This is a genomic window from bacterium (assembly GCA_041649255.1).
GTDB lineage: Bacteria > Hydrothermota > UBA3073 > JACQXS01 > JAQTXJ01 > JAQTXJ01.
In genome coordinates, this window is record JBAZNK010000007.1 from 21809 (window position 1) to 37429 (window position 15621).

Here is a 15621-nt window from a genome sequence, read left to right on the forward strand (position 1 = left end):
GCCTGCCGGCAGGCAGGTGCGTCTAAAAATTTTCTTTCCTCTGTGTCCTCTACCTTCTCTGTGGTCTCATTCTATTTTTTGTTATCCGTTACCCATCAACTGTCTTTTCTCTGTGCTCTCTGTGGTTAATCTTTCTGTATTCTTGTGTAAATCGTGTTGAATCTTGTGGTTTCAATTTGTTAATCTTCTAATCTGATATGCTATCTTTCTCCGAATAACTAATACACTAATATCCTATTAACGAATTCTCCCAACTCCCTCTTTTCCCTTGACAAAAAATTTCAATACAAATAAACTAACACCATAACTACGGGAACAGGAGGAAAAATGAAAACAATTACAATATTTGTTTTGTTGATTTTTTCGATAACAAAAACCTATGCGCAGAACTATCAAATCACCTTTGCAGGAACAGGCTCAAGCACAACCGTTGATTCCGTAAAAGTAGAAAACCTGACACAATGCACAAGTTTAAATCTTAGCGGGAGCGATACATTAGAGCTTGAAGTAACGGGAATAAACGAATTGGATTTGAATACCGTTTCGGATAATACTATGCATATCTATCCAAATCCAATGACAGGGAATTGTTCCATAGATTTTGAAGTCCGCCTCAGGCGGAGCAAAACAACTCTTAACCTGTATGATATAACAGGAAAAAGAATCTTGCAAACACAGGATTTCTTATCAAAAGGTCATCACACTTACAACCTGAGCGGACTTACCAGCGGCGTATATCTTTTAAAAATAAAGTCAGGAGAATATTCCTATATGGCAAAAATAGTAAGCAATAATTTATCTCCCGCCTTGGCGGGAACCGAAATAAAATATGTTGGCATAACGTCAAGCATAGATAAGCAAAATACGGCTTCAAATACAGGAAAGACTAAGAGTTTGAAAAGCGATAAATCAGTAATAAATATGCAATATACTACAGGCGACAGGTTGAAGATAACAGGAAAATCAGGGATTTATCGTACTGTTTTTATGCTCATACCAACCCACAGCCAACCCGTAACTTTTAATTTTGTTGACTGCACGGATGCAGATAGCAATCATTATGCAGTGGTGCAAATAGGCACACAGGTATGGATGGCAGAAAATCTTAAAACCACTAAATACCGCAATGCTTCAAGTATACCTAATGTAACTGCCGACAGTTCGTGGAAGACTTTAACAACTGGAGCATATTGTAATTATAATAACAATCCGGCTGAAGGCGATACTTATGGTCGTTTATATAATTGGCATGCGATAGCAGATAGTCATAATATGTGTCCTGTTGGATGGCACACACCTTCTGATAGCGAGTGGACAATTCTTACCGATTACTTGGGTGGCCCAGCAGGTGGCAAACTGAAAGAAAATTGCACAACGCTTTGGTGGAGTCCAAACACCGGCGCAACTAATGAAAGTGGTTTTTCGGCGCTTCCGGGTGGGTGTCGCAGCAGCTACCATGGTGGTGTGTTCAAAGATATGGGACACCGCGGTTACTGGTGGTCGGCTACGGAGTTCGATGCCTTCTACGCATGGTTCTATTTCCTGTTCCATAATTTCGTTTCTGATTGCAATTTCAATCTCGGTATAAAGGAGGATGGCCATAGCGTCCGCTGCGTTAAAGATTAATTAAATTCTCTTTCTGTTTTTCTTTAATCCGTGTAAATCCCTGCCTGCCGGCAGGCAGGCGTGTCCGTTATCCGTGGCTGAAAATTCTTTCTGTTATTTGTTTTAATCTTGTGTAAATCGCGTGAAATCTCGTGGTTTCAATTTGTTAATCTTCTAATCTGATTTCCTATCTGCCTGCCCGCCGTTTTGTTTGGCATGGTCCGCGGTTAAAAATTTCTGTAAACTTTTTCCTTGCAATCCTCCTAAATTAGTATAATAAATTCTTATATAGTGACCAATATCCTAATTAAGGTAGGAGATAATTGTTATTGTTGAATTATAAAAACAGGAGATTCTGATGAAAATATGCAACTTTGCCTCAAAACAAGGACAACTAATTTTTATAGCTCTTTTATTTATAGCTTGTACCGGTAAAGCAAGTATGGTAGAAAAGACCGATAAAGACGGTACCCCCTATAAAACGATAAAAATCGGAAATCAGGATTGGATGTCGGAAAACCTAAACGTAGAACATTACCGTAATGGCGACCTAATTCCGCAAGTCCAGGACGCCGATGAATGGGCAAAATTAACTACCGGCGCATGGTGTTATTATGAAAACAATACGGAAAATGGAAAAACTTACGGCAAGTTATATAACTGGTATGCCGTAAACGACTCACGTGGTTTAGCGCCCGCAGGTTGGCACGTTCCTTCTGATTCAGAATGGGCAATCCTTACAAACTATTTGGGTGGAGATAGTTTGGCAGGCGGGAAAATGAAAGAATCAGATACGACATATTGGAAAAGCCCAAACACCGGCCCAACTAATGAAAGTGGTTTTTCGGCGCTTCCGGGTGGTTGTCGCGGCAGTAGTGGTAAGTTCTACGATATGGGAAACTACGCTTTCTGGTGGTCGACTGCGGAGGTCAATGCGGCAAACGCTTGGAACCGTCACCTGTCGTACATTAGCGCTGATGTGTCCCGTTACTATGGCTCTAAAATATGTGGCTATACCATCCGCTGCGTAAAAAATTAATTAAGTTCTCTTTCTGTTCTTCTCTCTGTATACTCTGCGGTAAAATCTTTTTTATTTATCTTTGTTTTTTTAACTATTCAATCTCTTTCTTTTGCTGTTTTTAAACTTTTTAGTTCTTCTTCTCTGCGTTCTCTGCGACTCTGCGGTGAGAATTTCTGTCGTTTTACAAGATAATATCTTTCAGTTCTCTTTTTGGAACATGATGAACGTTCTGTGCGTCACGCCAGTATTTGATATCTTTCCCCGGTTCTAACTTGTCTATCACAACCGTTTCTTTAGGTTTGCCGATAGCCAGCGCAAGCAGTATCTCGTATTGAGCGGGAATATTCAAGGCTTTTCTTAGTTCTTCTTTTTTTATTGAAGCCAACATACATCCGCCAAGACCTTTATCTACTGCTCCGAGAAGGATAGTCTGAGCGGTTATGCCATAATCACATCCGAATGTTTTGGCTATTTCCGTATCCCCGAGTATAATTATGTATGCCGCCGGTCTTTCCCCTTTAACCGGACCGTCCCAGTCTTTGAGGTAACCTGCCCACGCAAGGTGCTGGAAAATTAAAGCATTTTTATCGGGCTCACAGGAAAGAATATATTTTAATGGCTGTAAATTAGCCCCGGATGGAGTTAATCTTGCAAGGTCAACTAATTCTTTAAGTGTTTCAATTGTTACGGTATGGTCTTCGTAAAATCTCCGGTAACTTCTGTTTTTTAATACGGTGTCTTTAAACATTTCTCCCCCTTGGTCTTTTACAACTCTACTATTAAGTTTGCCATTTTACCGTGTTTTTACCATCTTTCTTGATATACTGAAATCACCCGTTGATAAGTGTATGAAATATACGCCCGCTTTTGCTGTCATTCCGTTATTATCTTTCCCATCCCATATTAGAGTGGTCATTTGTTTATTAGGTGATTGAGTTATTGGAAAGGATTTTACTAATTTCCCACTTATATCATAAATCGTTAATAGTGCCTGCCTGCTCGGTAGGCAGGTATTAGTATAATCGTTATTAGTAGATTTGTTCCCCGAATAACTAATACCCGAATAACTAATAACGGTGTTTCCAATAAACGGATTTGGACTTGCAGTCAATTCCGCATTCCGCAATCCCCGATCCGAATTCGATTGTTCTTCTATGCCAAAACTTGGGATTGTTCTCTTCGCGCTCTGGTATACTTCCTTAGTTGTCCCCTGAACAAAGGCGACAATTTGACAATTTTGATAAACCCAACTTGTATTCATCGTAAAATTCCTTGATTTTGTAATGGAATCCCCAACAGGTATGGTAACGACTTCGCCGTTTTGATTCGGGAGCATGTCTCTTGCGACAAAAAATAAAGTATCTTCCGTTTGCCATGCATAAGGGATGTGAGTTTCGACTATTACAAATTGAAGCGTACCGGTTACAGGCGTTCCGCTTGTATTGGTAATACACGCGTTTGCCGCTCCCTGTCTTGTCCCTGTATTATAATCGCCATAAATTCTTATTAATAGGGGAGAGGAGATAACTTTTCTCGTATTAAAATCCGAACGATATTGTGCATAATTACCTGAACCCCCTCCGATCCTTTTAATAAGCCCATCAGAATATACTGTCGGATGTCCTGAACCTCCATAATAAGTGTCTTCTCTGTTAGTCATCTCCGTAGTTGTAAAAGTATCCCACCCGGCAGAGTTATGATACTCTATGAAACTCATAGAGTCACCCACTTCAGAAGCAAGCTTATGCATTGCTCCTGAGGAGTATATGCATCCTCCTCAAGCTACATCCGTAAATCCTTCCAGCAACACCGTTCGTTGTGAAGATACTGCTATCCCGGCATTAAAAGATAATGCAACGAGAGAAATCCAAAGCACATTAGAGAATTTCATAATTCCTCCTTTTTCTGATCCCATTTGTCATTCCCGTTTACCTACCGAAGGTAGGCGGCGGTCGAAGACCCCGCCTCCTTGGCGGTGGCGGGAATCCATCTTTCCAAATGTCCAAATTACTCTATTTCACTCAACCTACTCAACCTACTCAACTTACTCAACTTACTCAACCTACTTAGCTTACTCAACTCACTCAACTTATAGCAAGCCCTTTTCAGCTATGCTGGATTATAGTCAAGCTCTTAGGAGTTTTACTCCTTAGAGATTGCTATCCGGAATCTTTTACCGGAGAGATTCCGTATCCAGCTCAGCTGGACTCAACTCGCTTTACTCGTTACAAAACTATCATTGTTTTTGTGATAGAATTATAACCTTTTATATTTAACTTGTAGAAATAAACTCCACTGCTCACAGAACTGCCGTCATCAGTTTTCTTATCCCACGATGCATTATTAAAACCGGGTTTCTGTTCGGCATTGACAAGAGTTCTGACTGGCTTTCCGGTAATGTCATATATAGTTAAGTTTACTTTTCCAGTTTGTGGAATCGTGTAAGATATAGTTGTTCCTCTGTGAACCGGGTTGGGAGTGTTTTGATTGAGAGTAACTTTTGTCGGAGCTTTTATTTCGGATTCTTCCACGCCTAATTGAATTTCTGCCCTTATCATAAGGTCGCCGGTTACATTCCAATTTCCGCTTCCCTGTGTAAGAACTGTCCATCCCTGAACATCGGATTTGCCTGCGTTCCCACCGGTATTATTTATTCCCCCATCAGTAGTAACAAGAATAATGTTTGTATCCGGACTCCATCTTTCAGGTGGTATCAAAACGCCTACCCAAAAACTTACCCCCGCGTTAAAAACGGGTGGAATGGCAAAGTCAACCGTATTCCAGTTTGCAATACTATCTTCAATCGGTGAAAACATTGTAGAGTCTTTCAATGTTCCGGGCAGACCTGAATTATCATCCCATATATAAGCGCAGCAAAGTTCGGATACGCCTCTCCATATATGAACCATTGGTTTTGCCTGCATAACCTGACATTTTGCCGATGCAGTAAATTTTACAGCATAATATCCCGGACATCCACTGCTATTAGAAAACATATTAGTAGGAGTCCCATCATCATAAGAAAGTTCTACTCCGTATGTGTACGAAGTTAAAAACAAAGCTACTGCCAAACTTCCGAATATTTTCATTTTCATATCTCTTCTCCTTTTCTTTCTACCCGCCAGTTTGCCTGCCAGTTTGTTGAGCAGGATTGTCATTCTGAGCGTAGCGAACCTGCCTACCGCAGGCAGGGAATCTCTCTGTTTACTCTTTCTTTTACTTTTTTAATATATAATCCTTTTATTTATCATCACCCCCTCTAAAAGCAAAATTATTACTTCAATTATTATTATATTATATAGTTCTTTGTGAATTAAAAGTCAAGCGAAAAAGTTTGCTGACTTGTAGACCAGACTAGTAGGGCAAAGCACCTGTTCTTTATTCTATGTAATTCTCTAATCTGATTCCCTGCCTGCCTGCCTGCCGTTCTTTTTGGCAGGCCTTAATTCTATCCTTTTATTTTTGTTTGTTATTTTTCAATTTGTTCTTTTTTACTCTTAACTCTTTACTTTAAACTCTCAACTCTTTTTTGTATCCTGATAATCTGCGACTATACTTTGTTTTTTCTAATCTCTTCTAATCTCTTCTAATCTCTTAAAACCCCTGTTGAAAATAAATCTGTTATCTGTTTTTCTTTAATTCTGTAATCTGTGTAAATCCCTGTCTGCCGATCTGTTGGAATGTCCTATTCCTTTGTGTTTTTTCCTTTAACTCTATAACTTTCCTGTCTTTTGTTGTTTTTTCTGTATAATCCGTGTAAATCCGTGGCTATAATTTTATCTATTTTCCGTGTAATTCTGTGTGCATCTGTGGCAAAACTCTCTTTTTTTGTTTAGTGTTATTTTGTGTTTTTGTGGCAGGCTTCCTATCTTTTTATCTTCTCTGCGACAATCTGCGTTAATCCCTGCCTGCCGGCAGGTAGGTGCGTCCAAAAATATTATGTTTTCTGTTTTCTACAAATTAACCTTGACAGAGTAGTAACTTAAATATAATTTTCAGCATTAAAGAAACAGGAGGCAAAATGACGAACTATTTAAAAGACCTTAAGCTTTTCAAGGAGTTAAAGACGGATGAATTAAGCAAATTGTCTGCTATTTGCAAGGAAAAAAATTTCAAAAAAGGAGATGTTATTTTTTCCAAAGACGACATCGCAACGGAATTATACATACTAAAAGAAGGCGAATGTGAAGTGAAAGCAGCGCTTGGTGGACCAACGGAATATTTTACGCTTTTCCGCTTAAAAGGAGAACAAATTTTTGGTGAAATTGGTTTCCTTGAGGGAAAGAAAAGAACTGCTACCGTAAAATGCGCAAAAGATTCAAAAACTTTAATAATTAAAAGAAAAGATTTTGATAAACTTGTAGAAGAACATCCCAAAATAGGTTTAATGGCGTTTAAAAATTTATCCAAGATGCTTGCCGAAAGATTGAGGAGTATGGATGACCAGGTTGGAAACTTTTTTAATACTCGCTCGTCGTCAGGTAGATTGTTCTAAAAACTTTTATTTTCGTTGTAATAAATGGGACGTCCTTCCTGTCCGCCGTTCTTTTGGAGAATCCGCCTTAAGTGGAGCGGTGATAGAAAATGAAATTTTCTGCATTAGAAAGTATTGTTAAAAATGGTTTGAAATCCGATAAATCCGGGCATGATTTTAAACATATAATGCGGGTTTATAAATTTGCCCTGGAAATTGCAAAAAGCGAAAAAAAAGTAGATTTGGAAATTTTAAGAGCTTCCACATTGCTTCACGATATAGCCTTTTCAAAAGGATTCTTCAAAGGAGAACACGGGGACGTAAGCGCTAAACTTGCTAAACCGATTTTGTTAAAGTCCGGCTTTCCAAAGTCAAAAATCCCCAATGTTTTAATTGCAATTGAAGTCCATAATTACTGGTTTCATAATGAAAAGAACGTTCCTATTGAAGCAAAAATCCTTCGTGATGCTGATAAGCTGGATGCTATCGGTTATAACGGTATTATAAGAATGATTTTATATTGCATTAATGCTAACAAAAGTATAAAACAAGAATTAAGAGATTTGTCAAAAATAGAATCCAGGTTTGAAACCAAAAAAGGAAAACAACTCGCTAAAGAACGGATAAAAATAATTAAGGATTTCTCAGCTAATCTGGATAAAGAATAATTCTATTATAGCTTCTTACTAACCCCTATTTTTTTAATGGAGATGCTTGTCTGTAGCAGGTGAAAAAGTTCTTTTCATTTTGTTTACAAGCTTTTATTTTTATTCTAAAACTTGTGTTTTACTGGACATTCTTGCCTGTTTACCTGGCGAAGGTTCGGTCTACCGGTCTTCTTGGTAGGTTTTCCGTTATCCTGCGTAAATCCTATTCCGTTGATCTTTTTTTTCTGCCCCTCTAACTTTTTTGTCTTTTTCGTTTTCTGTTTTTCCTTATCCTGTTGACCTGCGTTTATCTGCGTCCAAAAATTTCTTCTATTTTATATTTTTCGTGTTTTCTTTGTGCTTTCATACTTTCGTGATTCTCTGTTTCCCGTTATATCTTTTCTGTCTTTATCTGTGCCTGCTCGGATTAGCCTTGCGAAAAGTTGTTAATTCTTTCCTTTTAATTGGGGTAATTTACGAGACTTCAAAAATCTTATTTCATCCGCTTTTGTCCTTATCTTGCCGTCAAGTTTTCCATACAAAATCGAAGATAAAAGCTCTGCATAAAGCGGTCCCGATTTTATTCCAAGTTTGGCAAGCTCTTTCCCGGTGATATTAATACGCACTTTGTTATATACGGTTAAGAATTTAAGAATTTTACTTTTTACGGAAGGCACCGCAGATATTACAAACAACAATGATTCTTCCTGCATAGAATGAAGTTGTTTGTATATTTCGCTTGGGAGTTTAGCTTTTTTTAATTTGGAAATTCCGGATAATAATAAGTCAATTTGTTTTAAGATAGAAAGTTCTTCTTTTGTTAATTTAATAAGAGTAGGTAATTTTTTGTAGTCAATAAGTGCGCAAAAATAAACAAACCAATCATTTTTTATCTCTTTGTTAAAACAAGGAAGTTTAAGATTTGCCGTAATGGCATCAAACAGCTTTTTATCTGGCATTTTCAATCCTATATGTTTCAGCAGTATCGGCTTAAACTCATTCATAAACTTGATTATTTCGTATCTTTTGGGCTCTTTCAGTATTAATACAATTTCATTCTTTATCCTTTCAGGAGTTAGTTTTTGTATAAACCCGCCGGAAATCGCTTCCCGTATTAATTCTGCAGTCTCTTTTTCCGGCTTGAAACCAAGCCTGCCGGCAAACCTGAATGCGCGGAAAATCCGCGTAGGGTCATCTTCAAAACTTTTATCGTGCAAAATTCTTATTAGTTTTAGTTTTAAGTCCTGCTGTCCGTTAAAAGGGTCTATAAGTTTATTCGTTTGTAAGTCCAGCGCCATTGTATTTATTGTAAAATCACGCCGTTTTAGGTCTTTGAGAAGAGTGGAGTTCTTAACGATTGGTAGTTTAGCTGGCGCGGAATATTTTTCTTCCCTGCAGGTTGCAATGTCAAGCTTGCCTGTCTTGAAAATTAATGTTGCAGTGCCAAAATCAGGGTGGACAATTAATTTCCCGCCTAATTTTTTCTGGAGCAGTTTGGCAAATGTTATGCCATCCCCTTCAACCGTAATATCGGGATTGTCTGTTTTTTTGCCGAGTAATTTATCCCGAACAATACCTCCGACAAGATAAACGGGTATGTTATTTCCCGAAGCAACGGCTTTTATTTCCTTTAAAAGATTCATTTTCAGATAATCTTATATTAATTTTAAACTGTCAATTAAATTCAACTTTATTGAATAAGTATTTTTGGCATCTTCAATTTTTTGCTTCGGGCTTTTTGATTTTGTCATTCTGAACGAAGTGAAGAATCTCGCAAATCAATGTTAATAAATATATTGTGAGCAATAATCTCTTCATATTTTTACCTTACTTTAATAAGTTTTATAGGGGTGTCGTTCTTATCTGTATTCAATTTCACAAAATATACTCCTGCCTTTGCTGTTTTCCCATTATTATCTCTCCCATCCCATTTGAGACTCGTCATTTGGTCATTAGGTAATTTGGTTATTGGAAAGGATTTTACCAATTTCCCACTTATATCATAAATAGTTAATAGTGCCTGCCTGCTCGGTAGGCAGGTATTAGTATAATCGTTATTAGTAGATTTTTCCCCCGAATAACTAATACCCGAATAACTAATAACGGTGTTTCCAACAAACGGATTAGGATACGCCTCTAATTCCGCACTCCGCATTCCAAAATCCAAATTTGACTGTTCCTCTATCCCTACTTTCCCTACAGAATCGGTTTTTATTAGATAAACATCAGAAGAATCAGTAATGTCATTTTGGAATCCCGTAATTATATACCCGCCGTTTTGGGTTTCCTGAACGAATTCTCCACCTGCGCCGTGATTATTTTTGTCATAAATTCTTGTCCACAAAGTATCTCCTGAAGAATCCGTTTTCACAAGATAAACATCAGGAGTGCCTGCGCTAAATGAATATGTCCATCCCGTAATTATATATCCCTTATCGCTTGTTTGTTGGACGGACTCTCCGTAATCCTGATTGGCTCCACCATAAGTTTTTGCCCATAAACTGTCACCCGAAGAATTTGTTTTTAGAAGATAGAAATCAGCTACACCTGCCCCGAATGAGTTTGTATAACCTGTAATAATATATCCGTCATCTTGCGTTTGTTGAACAAAATACCCGCCATCGTTTTGACTTCCGCCATAAGTTTTTATCCATAATATATCCCCTGAAGAGTTAGTTTTTACAAGATAAACATCCAATAATCCTGCGCCAAAAGAGTTTGTATATCCCGTAATAATATACCCGCTGTCTTTTGTTTCTTGAACGGAATGCCCATAATCACTGCCACTTCCACCATAAGTTCTTGTCCAAAGAGTATCACCCGAAGAATTGGTTTTTATAAGATAAACGTCGGCGCCACCTGTACCAAAAGAGTTTGTATATCCCGTAATAATATATCCGCTGTCTTTTGTCTGTTGCATAGAACGCCCGTAATCCTGGTTAACTCCGCCATAAGTTTTTGTCCAGAGAGTATCCCCTGAAGAATCGGTTTTTATAAGATAAAAATCGGCTCCACCTGCTCCGAAAGAGTTTGTGGAACCCCCAATAATATATCCGCTATTGTTAGTTTGTTGGGCAGAGTACCCATAATCGTTTTGAGTCCCGCCATAAGTTTTTGTCCATAAAGTATCGCCTAAAGAATTGGTTTTTATAAGATAAACATCTGCGTTACCAAAACCGAATGAGTTCGTGTAACCTGCAATAATATATCCGCCGTCTGAAGTGGACTGAACGGAGTATCCATAATCGTTATTATCCCCCCCGTAAGTCTTCTCAAAAGTACCAATCCCGTATACCTGCGAAAAGAATAATATTATGAAAAAGATAGAGCAACATTGTATCTTTTTATTGCGCTCGGGACAAAGTAATTTCATATCCATTTAATTCAAGTAAGTATTAGAAGATAATGCGTAGAAGTCAAGAAAAATGCATAATACGGATTTGAATTCGCGCAAGACACCAAATAGCTAATAGAATAATCAAAATATTCCTTTTCTTGTAGGGGCAGACCTATGTGTCTGCCCGTTCTTTTGTTTATAGGGTAGGTCGGAGCACGTGCTCCTACCTCTACTCTTTTTTTTAATTATGATACTGTATAATAGAAAGAAAAAATTGACATTACCAAATAACCATATATTCTAACAAAAATTAAAAAGGGGGAAAAATGAAAGTTTTTGAAAAATTCCGTCTTGCAATTAAAAAATCCAATTCGCTTGTATGTGTTGGACTGGACACCGATATAAAGAAAATTCCCCAGTTTCTCCTGAAAGAGAAAAATCCGATGTTAGCCTTTAATAAAAGCATAATAGACGCTACTTCGGATATCGTATCCGCATACAAATTGAATTCTGCTTTTTACGAATCACAGGGACTCGCAGGAATTGAAACTCTTATGGAAACGAGAAAATGTATTCCTTCAGACGTAATCGCAATTTGTGATGCTAAACGTGGCGACATCGGAAACACGAGCAAAATGTATGCAAAAGCGGCTTTCGAAATAATGGGGTTTGATATACTAACCGTTAACCCTTATCTTGGAACGGATGCCGTGGCGCCTTTTCTTGAATACGAAGACAAAGGCGTTTTTATACTCTGTTTAACCTCAAACCCGGGCGCTTACGATTTTGAGATATACGGGAAAGAACCTATTTTCAAAAGGGTAGCAAGTTTTGCAAACGAGTGGAATAAAAAATACGGCAATTGCGGGCTTGTAGTCGGGGCAACGATGAGCGATTTTTTAAGCGATATAAAAGGAATTGCGCCCGAACTACCTTGGCTGGTTCCGGGAGTCGGTGCACAGGGAGGAAGCGTAGAAGATGTGATAAAACACGGCGGTGAAAACCTGGTTATTAATTCTTCAAGAAATATAATTTATGCAAGTAGCGAAGAAAATTTTGCAGAAAAAGCACGCGAGGAGGCGCTTAAATTAAAAGATGAAATCAATAGACATAGAAAAAACATTTAAGTCCATCGGAATGAAAAAAGATGGGCATTTTTTACTTGCTTCAGGGTTGCATTCGGCAACGTATTTCGAGAAATTCAGAATACTTGAACATCCGGAGTTCCTTGTTCCGGTGTGTGAACAGATTAAAGAAAAATTCGGTTCCACTGATTTCTTAACCGTAGCAGGACCGACACTTGGTGGTGTTGTTATTGCTTATGAGGTAGCAAAACAATTCAACAAGAGGTGTATATTCGCGGAAAAAACTCCCGAGGGACTTGCATTTTTACGCGGTTTTAAGATAGAAAAAGGCGAGAAGATTCTTGTAGTGGATGACGTTCTCACAACGGGAGGCTCGGTTTTTAAGACTATTGATGCCGTTAATAAAAATGGCGGAATCGTTGCAGGTGTGGCGGTTCTTGTTGACCGTAGCGAGAATCCTATAGACTTTAAAGCTCCGTTTTTTGCAGTGTATAAAGCTCCTACAAAAAACTATTCGCCGGATGACTGCCCTCTTTGTAAACAAGGCATAGAACTGGTAAAACCGGGTGGAAAATAATAGGGGGAAGTTTAATTTTAACCCGAATAGTAGTTTATAGAAGAGAGATAAGTGTCTCTACCTGCTAACTTTGTTAATTGGTATTATTCTTTATCTTTTTGAACGTATAGTTTAGCGGCGGAGTTGGCAAGCCTGCGAATACGGGCAATATAGTTTTTCCTTTCATCCGGTGAAATCGCATTCCGCGAATCAAGAATGTTTAACAAGTGAGAGCATTTTAATGCATAGTCATAACCCGGATACAAAAGCCCTTGTTCCATTAATCTTTTAGCTTCGGATTCGAATTTGTTAAATAATTCAAGTCCTAATTGTATGTCTGCGGATTCGAAATTAAATTTACAAAACTCGTATTCTTCTCTTTTGTAGATGTCTCCGTATTTTATGCCGTTTGCCCATTCAAGGTCAAAGATAGAATCTTTTTTCTGTATAAACATTGCAATCCTGCCTAGTCCGTATGTTATTTCAACGGATACGGGATTAAGTTCAATGTTTCCCATTTCCTGAAAATAAGTAAACTGGGTTATTTCCATCCCGTTCAGCCAGACTTCCCATCCCAATCCTCTTGCGCCGAGCGTCTCGGATTCCCAGTCGTCTTCAACAAATCTTATGTCATGTTCTTTAAGGTTAATGCCGAGCGTGGAAAGACTTTTAAGATATATATCCTGCACGTTTGACGGAGCCGGTTTCAGTATTACCTGGTATTGATGAAACGCCTGTAAACGAAAAGGATTTTCTGCATACCTGCCGTCTTTCGGCCTTTTGGAGAGTTCGACATAAGCTACATTCCATGGTTCAGTGCCGAGAACTTTTAGAAAAGTAAGTGGGTTATAAGTTCCGGCGCCTACTTCGCCGGGATAAGGTTGCCCTATTAAACAATTATGTTCCATCCAGTATTCGTTTAATTTATGAATAATATTTTGTAATGTCATATTTTACCTCCATATACTTTTAAATGTTAACTGGACAAATCTCCAAGCATCAATGATGGGATTTATTTTGCTTTCGCTTACGCCGTATATTATAGTAATCGGAACTTCGCCTATTTTATATCCCATTCTTCCCAATTTTATAAGTATTTCTGATTCTGTCTGGTAATTAGAAGTGGTGAGTTTTACTTTTTTTAGGACTTCCGTAGAAATTGCGCGGTACCCGGACTGGCTGTCTCTTATCCTACTATGGGCTAAAAGAGAGACGATAAAAGAAGTCGTAAGATTAGTAAGAAACCTCAGAATAGGCATATTTTTCATAGAATAAGCTCTTGTTCCTATAATAATATCCGGTCTGTTATTTTTTTCTAATTGCCTGATGAATCTTTTGCTTTCCTGCGGTTTGTGCTGTCCATCACTGTCAAGAGTTATAACATAATCGTAGCCGTGTTTTATTGCATAATCAAAACCGTTTTGATGAGCAGCGCCTTTTCCCATATTTTGTTTGTGTTTAATTAATACTACTCCTGTTTTTTCTACTATGGATACGGTTTTGTCTTTTGACCCGTCATCTATTACTATGATATCTTTTTTATCCGCAGGCAAATCTTGTATAACAGCACTTATATTCTTTTCTTCGTTGTATGCAGGGAGCAGAAAAGCTATTTTCATTGACTCAATCTATCTGGATAAAATCTATCTGTCAAGTGGATATAATTATTAGTCCCATAGTTTATCAAACACATACCACTGTGTTACATATTTTCTAACGTAACGGTCCAGTATATTTGCCCATCCCTGAACTCCATCTTTAAGTTCCGGTTCGAAATAAATAGAATATTTATCGTTTTCTTTTACGCAGAATGCTGGGATTATTGGGGATCCTGTATGTTGGGCAAGAGTGAACGTACCCGATGGGAAATCCAGAGTAGTGTTGAGAAAATTTGCCTTAATTGCATGCCCTGAGTATCTACGATCGCCGACGGTTGCAAGTACTTTGCCTTGTTTTAGAGCAATGAGAATAGGTTTTAAGGACAATGAATAAGGATCTTTTGGATCTATATAGTGAGTTTCTATGCCTACGGATTTTCGTCTTCCTGTAAAAAATTTACGGGTATAAGTTGCAGGTTGGGGCAATGAAATTGATACAGGGGAATAACCAAGTAAACCCAGAACTGCTGCACCGAGTTCCCAGTGTCCAAGATGAGCGGTAAGGACAATAGCGCCTTTTCCTTTTTTTAACGCGGAATCAAGATTTTCCTTGTTAACAATTTTTACGTAGTCTTGGATGTTGTTTTTGTTCAGGGTAGGGAGCATAATAAATTCATAAACAAAAACCGCGAAATTAGTAAAAATAGTATAAACCATTTTTTTTGCTTCTATTTCGCTAAGATTTTTATATACTTTTTTTAGGTTTGAAATTACGTAAGCTCTTCTATCTTTATAATAGCCGTAATAATTAATCGGGGTAATTTTTTTTGCGATAAGTATGCCCAGTTTTCGTGGGAATATGGTAAGAATTCTAATCCCGAAATAAAACCAAGCCATTGTATGTAAAAAAATCGGGGAGACTGGATTCGAACCAGCGACCCCCAGCCCCCCAGACTGGTGCGCTAACCGGACTGCGCTACTCCCCGACTAAGATTCTAAAATTTTTATTACTTCTTTTAAAGCACTTTCAATCATCTTCAAGCTACTCATATTATTTGAGGGATTATTTTTTAACCTATTTTTTGCACCTTTGATTTTGTAATGTTCTTCATAGAGCAGTTTTTTAATAGAATTCAGTGTTTCAATATCCTGCTGAGTATATGTTCTTCTTTTATTCCCGGCTCTTTTTGGGTTAAGAATTTTGAATTTCTTTTCCCAGTATCGAATGGTAGATAATGGCAGCTCGGTGAGTTTTGCGACTTCAGAAATTGAATAAAAAAGCTTCTTAGATTCCACAT

Annotated in this window: 15 protein-coding genes and 1 tRNA gene; 6 read left to right on the plus strand and 10 right to left on the minus strand. The window is 38.0% G+C overall.

The window, feature by feature from the left end:
- Positions 1-327 precede the first annotated feature (327 nt).
- On the plus strand, positions 328-1626 hold the full coding sequence (locus WC614_06005) for an FISUMP domain-containing protein (GenBank protein MFA5032556.1): 1299 nt from the start codon (positions 328-330) through the stop codon (positions 1624-1626).
- Positions 1627-1963: 337 nt separating this feature from the next.
- Positions 1964-2644, plus strand: a complete 681-nt coding sequence (locus WC614_06010) for a fibrobacter succinogenes major paralogous domain-containing protein (protein MFA5032557.1) — start codon at positions 1964-1966, stop codon at positions 2642-2644.
- A gap of 163 nt (positions 2645-2807) precedes the next feature.
- On the opposite strand, the gene WC614_06015 is transcribed toward WC614_06010, so the two are convergent.
- The 3 genes from WC614_06015 to WC614_06025 all read right to left on the minus strand — a co-directional run bounded on the left by WC614_06015 (position 2808) and on the right by WC614_06025 (position 5721).
- Positions 2808-3374, minus strand: coding sequence for a nitroreductase family protein (locus WC614_06015; protein ID MFA5032558.1), 567 nt, complete (start codon positions 3372-3374; stop codon positions 2808-2810).
- 45 nt (positions 3375-3419) lie between these two features.
- On the minus strand, positions 3420-4376 hold the full coding sequence (locus WC614_06020; protein MFA5032559.1) for an Omp28-related outer membrane protein: 957 nt from the start codon (positions 4374-4376) through the stop codon (positions 3420-3422).
- A 475-nt stretch (positions 4377-4851) separates the two neighbouring features.
- Entirely contained in the window at positions 4852-5721 is an 870-nt protein-coding gene (locus WC614_06025) for a T9SS type A sorting domain-containing protein (GenBank protein ID MFA5032560.1), read from the minus strand.
- 926 nt (positions 5722-6647) lie between these two features.
- On the opposite strand from WC614_06025, the gene WC614_06030 reads away from it, so the two are divergent.
- Both WC614_06030 and WC614_06035 read left to right on the plus strand, forming a co-directional pair.
- Positions 6648-7121 (plus strand): cyclic nucleotide-binding domain-containing protein, encoded by a 474-nt coding sequence (locus WC614_06030; GenBank protein ID MFA5032561.1) that lies wholly within the window; start codon positions 6648-6650, stop codon positions 7119-7121.
- A gap of 89 nt (positions 7122-7210) precedes the next feature.
- A complete protein-coding gene (locus WC614_06035) occupies positions 7211-7768 on the plus strand; it encodes an HD domain-containing protein (protein ID MFA5032562.1) in 558 nt (185 codons plus the stop codon).
- A gap of 425 nt (positions 7769-8193) precedes the next feature.
- On the opposite strand, the gene WC614_06040 is transcribed toward WC614_06035, so the two are convergent.
- Together WC614_06040 and WC614_06045 are read right to left on the minus strand one after the other, a co-directional pair.
- Positions 8194-9390 carry a CCA tRNA nucleotidyltransferase gene (locus WC614_06040; protein MFA5032563.1) on the minus strand — a complete coding sequence of 399 codons (1197 nt, stop codon included), beginning with the start codon at positions 9388-9390 and terminating at the stop codon, positions 8194-8196.
- 179 nt (positions 9391-9569) lie between these two features.
- Positions 9570-11120 (minus strand): T9SS type A sorting domain-containing protein, encoded by a 1551-nt coding sequence (locus WC614_06045; GenBank protein ID MFA5032564.1) that lies wholly within the window; start codon positions 11118-11120, stop codon positions 9570-9572.
- A 290-nt stretch (positions 11121-11410) separates the two neighbouring features.
- Here WC614_06045 and pyrF point away from each other — a divergent pair, with 290 nt between their 5' ends.
- Both pyrF and pyrE read left to right on the plus strand, forming a co-directional pair.
- Positions 11411-12211, plus strand: coding sequence for an orotidine-5'-phosphate decarboxylase (gene pyrF, locus WC614_06050; protein MFA5032565.1), 801 nt, complete (start codon positions 11411-11413; stop codon positions 12209-12211).
- Entirely contained in the window at positions 12180-12746 is a 567-nt protein-coding gene (gene pyrE / locus WC614_06055) for an orotate phosphoribosyltransferase (GenBank protein ID MFA5032566.1), read from the plus strand. The genes pyrF and pyrE overlap by 32 nt, the downstream gene beginning before the upstream one ends.
- Positions 12747-12829: 83 nt before the next feature.
- Here pyrE and WC614_06060 read toward each other — a convergent pair whose 3' ends face one another.
- The 5 genes from WC614_06060 to WC614_06080 form a co-directional block, all read right to left on the minus strand.
- Positions 12830-13675, minus strand: a complete 846-nt coding sequence (locus WC614_06060) for a glycine--tRNA ligase subunit alpha (GenBank protein MFA5032567.1) — start codon at positions 13673-13675, stop codon at positions 12830-12832.
- Positions 13676-13678: 3 nt separating this feature from the next.
- A complete protein-coding gene (locus tag WC614_06065) occupies positions 13679-14344 on the minus strand; it encodes a glycosyltransferase family 2 protein (protein MFA5032568.1) in 666 nt (221 codons plus the stop codon).
- A 48-nt stretch (positions 14345-14392) separates the two neighbouring features.
- On the minus strand, positions 14393-15220 hold the full coding sequence (locus tag WC614_06070) for a lysophospholipid acyltransferase family protein (protein ID MFA5032569.1): 828 nt from the start codon (positions 15218-15220) through the stop codon (positions 14393-14395).
- 14 nt (positions 15221-15234) lie between these two features.
- Positions 15235-15309, minus strand: a tRNA-Pro gene (locus WC614_06075).
- Position 15310: 1 nt separating this feature from the next.
- Positions 15311-15619, minus strand: a complete 309-nt coding sequence (locus WC614_06080) for a MerR family transcriptional regulator (GenBank protein ID MFA5032570.1) — start codon at positions 15617-15619, stop codon at positions 15311-15313.
- Positions 15620-15621 lie beyond the last annotated feature (2 nt).